The following is a 4,442-nucleotide window of genomic DNA, read 5'->3' as shown; positions in this document are numbered from 1 at the left end:
GGTCACCCTCCCAGTGCCCGGGCACCACACGCCCCTCGGCGTTGACGGGGCGCTCGTCGATGTAGACGGGGTCCTTGATCCGCGGAGCCGGTGGTGGCTTCCGTCCGCCACGTCGAGTGGTGCGCCCGGAGCGCAGTGCGAGCAGCTCGCGGGCCAGGGTGGACACCGGGGTGGCATAGATCCACTGGTAGATCGCCTCGTGAGACACCCGGCAAGCCTGATCGTCGGGATACTCGGTCGGCAACCGGCCCGCGATCGAGGCCGGTGACCAGCCACGACGCAGCAGAGCGTGCACGATCCCGCGCAACCGCGGATAGCGGTCCACCGCGAGCTGCTTCGGGCGCGCCCGCGCCGCCTGGGCCCGTTCCTGCGCTGCCGCGGCCCGGTACTCGTGGCGTCCGCCGTGGCGACGGACCTCACGAGAGATCACCGACGGATCACGACCCACCACCGAGGCGATCTGCTTGTAGGACAAGCCTTCCGCCAGACCCCTCGAGATCTCCTCCCGATCCGACAACATCAACATTTCACGCACGGAACATCCTGTCCCGCCCAACTCGCCAAGATCAAGTGCTACGACCGGCAGAACTCACCCAGAGCTGCCCCGGGCCATAGCCCGATTTTCACCGCAACGGCCACCGCCGACCCGCCCGCTCCTCGTGCGACTTGACTCGTCGCACGACCTCGACGGTATAGTTCCTTCATGGAAGTAAGTAAATCGATTTGGAGCATCATCCGATCCCTGGATCGCGCCGCACAGATCCAGCGCAGGGCCGCGGCCCGATCCACCTGGGGCCCAGTCCACCTGGGGCTGCTCAACCTGGCCGCGCAACGACCAGTCCGCCCGTCCGAGGTCACTGAGGAGTTGGACGTACCGGCACAGTCGGTCAGCCGGGCCGCTAGCGAGCTGGCGACGGCGGGCCTGATCGAGCGAGTCGGCGACGAGACGGACGGCCGCTCGTACCGCATCGCTCTGACGTCGGAGGGCGAGTCGACGGTCGACCGGTTCCGCTCCGAGCTTGCATCGGCCTTCGCCCGCCACCTTCAGGGTTGGACCGAGGACGAGATCACCGACTTCGCTGGCCGTCTCGCGGAGCTGACCACCTCGATGGCGGAGGATCTGACGACAGAGCCACGGGAACGACGGCGCAACCCATGGCGAACTCGATGACATCCGCACCCCAGCCCCGTGCCCTACCGCCGACCACCGACGTACTGGTAGTCGGCGGCGGCCTGACCGGGCTCGCCTCAGCAGCGCTACTCGGCCTCCACGGCTTACACGTGCTCCTCGTCGAGCGACGCCCCGGTACCTCCCGTCACACGAAGGCGCGGCTGGTCAATGCGCGAACGATGGAGATCTTCCGTGCACTCGGTATCGAGGGCCAGGTTCTGGCCGCCGGCGAGCCCAATGGTGGCTTCACCGTCGCCGACACCCTCGCCGCGGAGCACGAGACCTGGATCCCCGCACCGGCTGAGGACGACACCGCCGATCTGAGCCCGTCTCCGGCATGGTCATGCGACCAGCAGCGGATCGAACCTCTCGTCCGCGACCGAGCCCACGAACTCGGCGCCGACGTCCGCTTCGCTCACACCGCGCACATCCAGAGCCAGGACGCCGACGGCGTCAACGCCGTGATCGAGGGCCACGCCGTACGAGCCCGCTACCTCATCGCCGCCGACGGTGCACACAGCCCGACCCGGACCGCCCTGAACATCGGCTGGAGCGGCGAGTCGCTCCCGGGCACTGCCGTGAGCGCACTCTTTCACGCACACCTCGAACCAGCCCTCCGAGGCCGACACACAGAGGCCCTGTTCGCCCGATCGGCCTGCGCGTTTCTCTTCGCCCGCGGCAACGCCTCTGGCCGGAGCTGGCAACTCGGCACCCATGTATCCGGCTCCGACCCGGACGACCTCGACCAGCACGTCCGCGACACGATCCGCGCCGCAAGCGGCATTCCTGACCTGCAACCGGTCATCGACGACATCGCCACCTGGCGGACCGGCGCTTACGTTGCATCGCAGCTTCGCGCCGGTCGCGCTTTCCTCGTCGGCGACGCCGCCCACGTCATGCCGCCCTACGGTGGATTCGGCGGCAACACCGGCGTCCAGGACGCGCACGCGCTCGCATGGCGACTCGCCTTCGCCTGCCGAGGGGACGACACATGGCTAGCCTCCTACGAGACCGAACGACTCCCCGTCGCACGACGAACAGTCAGCCAGGCACTCCTCCGCTCCCGCAAGACACCTGGCGCTCCGCCACCCCCGGAACAAATCGACGCCACCACCCTGGTGCTCGGGTTCCACTACGGGACCGGCGGCGTCGAGGACCCGGCGAGCCCGTCCGGTGAGCCCGGTACCCGCGCCGCCCACATCCGGCTCCGCGACGGCCGCAGCAGCCTCGACCTCTTCGACCCCACCACGTTCACGACGTTGGAGGTGCCCGCCGACATCGTCACCTCTGAGGACCTGCCACGCTGGGAACGCGTCTATCGCCAAGCCGTGACCATCCGACCAGATGGGGTTCTCGCAGCTCACCCCTCACCCGCGCCGAGCACCTCGGCGTTAAGGCAGAAGCTGTCGCTTATGCCTGGTCGCCTCGTATCGTCTTATGTCGTCTGAGCTGCCGCTTCCTGACGGCCCGTGTCAGCCAGTTTCGGATGCGCCCGGCGGTCTCGCTCCGGAAATGCTCCGCCTCCACGCGCCTAGACCGAAGCGCTATCTCCTCGATCTGGCAACGCCAGACCGCGCGGCACGTCGGGCGCAGCTGCTCGCCCGCCACCGCCGACCTTGCCAGACCTGCGCCCGGCGTGCCGTGTGGTAGTCCTCCGGGAGGTCGGATAGATGGCGCACCCCCCTCCCCGAGATCTGCCGCCCGGCGAGGGCTCGTCGTCCGTTCACGAACCAGGGGCCTGCGCCGCTTGGATGGGTCGGGAGTTGGTCAGCCCGTCGAGCCACTCGCACACCGTCAGCCCCACGTGATCAAGCAGAGATCGAAGCTGGGTCGTGATCTTGACTAGATCTGCCATATTACGCGACTTCCCGACATCGACGGGGTCGATATCCCAGTGAGCTACGTCATTACGCTTCTGCGTCAGTTCGCGCATCAGCAGTGCATCTGCAGGGATATTGTGCCAGTGGCCGGGTAAGTCAAGGAGAACCCAAAGGGCTTCGAACTGGGCAACAGCTATTGTTGTGCCGTCGGCAAGCGCAAGATCGTCACCGAATGCGGTCATTGGTCTTGCGTCACTTGCATGCTGGAAAGCTTCCACCAGAAGACCAACTCGTGCAATCAGCGTGCGAGTCGTCCGCTGATTGCATTTCTGAAAGGAGCTTGCAGCAAGCACAGCGAGAAGTGATGATGGAACATCCGATCGCTGTAGTCGCAGACTCAAGACATCATCCGATATTGCGGCCGGTAGATCGCGCATCAACTTCTCTAGGATTCCACCACAAACAACGTAGGTTAATGCTCGACTCATGGCGAACACGCCTTCTTTGTCAAACTTGTCTGGATGATTCTTGGCAATTGCTCCCAGCGCGTGAAGACGCCGCGCCTCGCGGTCGACAAGGTCAGTTGCGGCGTCGAATAGATCCTCGGTCTGCCACGTCATGGTTGGAAGATTCGCTCGGCGCGATCGAGCCGGGCGTGGAATGTCGTACGCGTGTTAGTTCCTTTCGTGCTCGCTTGGACGAGCGCTGGGTCGTCCTGCCAACCGGGACGTGGCGTGACCGGCTCCGCACCTGACCGGAGAACCCGGCCTATTCCAACGAGCACGGCCTCCAGCTGATTTACCGGGGTAATGTTAGTCCGCGAGCGAAGAAATGGCTTGCCGTCGGTAACCTTAGCTAGGTGTGCAACCACCTTCGTAAAGAGTTCTCGATCGTCGGCCAGGTCGGTGTCAGCCGCTCTCTCGCCCATGTACGAGTTCAAGAACTGGGTAACTTTTCCGTCGTACGCGTCGGCACTATTCAGGTAGGCAAAGAACTTGAGGACAATGAGGTGTTCTCAGTAGCGGGGTGGCAGGTCGTGGCGACACGCCGAGGGTGGTGAGATGAGCGGGAACGGGGCAGGACCCCGGTAGATCGGTTCGGTCCAGCACAGATCGACACCGTCACCGAGGTCCTGCATGTCTGATCCTGTCACCTACACCGCTGTCCTCCCGATCGGGGAGCGCACCGTGGCCTATCTGGCGCGGCTCCTGGTCCTTCAACGCCGTCGACGTGGCACCCGGCGGCGGGCGTTGACCCCGTTCGCCCAGGCAGTGCTGGTGATCCGCTGGTTCTGTGATGCTACCCGGGTCCGATGTTTGGCCGGTGACAACGCGATCAGCACTGCAACGGCCTACCGTTACCTGCACGAAGGCATCGACGTCCTCGCCGCGGCCGCACCCGGCCTGCACGGAGCCCTGCTCGCCGCCCGCACAGCCGGGCACACCCACGTG

4 protein-coding genes and 1 pseudogene are annotated in these 4,442 nt (G+C 65.5%); 3 read left to right on the top strand and 2 right to left on the bottom strand.

All coding sequences use genetic code 11. The features are described 5' to 3' along the window. Positions 1 to 526, bottom strand: a 526-nt coding sequence (locus tag Ae331Ps2_RS30565; protein WP_139319245.1) for an IS30 family transposase, incomplete at its 3' end; no start/stop codon positions are given. A gap of 177 nt (positions 527 to 703) precedes the next feature. On the opposite strand from Ae331Ps2_RS30565, the gene Ae331Ps2_RS20535 reads away from it, so the two are divergent. Then, on the top strand, positions 704 to 1,171 hold the full coding sequence (locus tag Ae331Ps2_RS20535) for a MarR family winged helix-turn-helix transcriptional regulator (RefSeq protein WP_075306993.1): 468 nt from the start codon (positions 704 to 706) through the stop codon (positions 1,169 to 1,171). After that, positions 1,156 to 2,619, top strand: a complete 1,464-nt coding sequence (locus Ae331Ps2_RS20530) for an FAD-dependent monooxygenase (RefSeq protein WP_075329776.1) — start codon at positions 1,156 to 1,158, stop codon at positions 2,617 to 2,619. Before Ae331Ps2_RS20535 ends, Ae331Ps2_RS20530 begins: the two co-directional genes overlap by 16 nt. Positions 2,620 to 2,894: 275 nt before the next feature. Here the strand turns inward: Ae331Ps2_RS20530 and Ae331Ps2_RS31335 are convergent, their stop codons facing one another. Beyond that, positions 2,895 to 3,611: a hypothetical protein gene (locus Ae331Ps2_RS31335; RefSeq protein WP_139318754.1), complete on the bottom strand. Its 717-nt coding sequence runs from the start codon at positions 3,609 to 3,611 to the stop codon at positions 2,895 to 2,897. Positions 3,612 to 4,127: 516 nt separating this feature from the next. On the opposite strand from Ae331Ps2_RS31335, the pseudogene Ae331Ps2_RS32625 reads away from it, so the two are divergent. Further along, positions 4,128 to 4,442: pseudogene (locus tag Ae331Ps2_RS32625) on the top strand (IS5/IS1182 family transposase); the annotation flags it as partial.

Source organism: Pseudonocardia sp. Ae331_Ps2 (assembly GCF_001932405.1).
GTDB lineage: Bacteria > Actinomycetota > Actinomycetes > Mycobacteriales > Pseudonocardiaceae > Pseudonocardia.
This window is presented reverse-complemented; position numbering and strand designations above follow the sequence as displayed.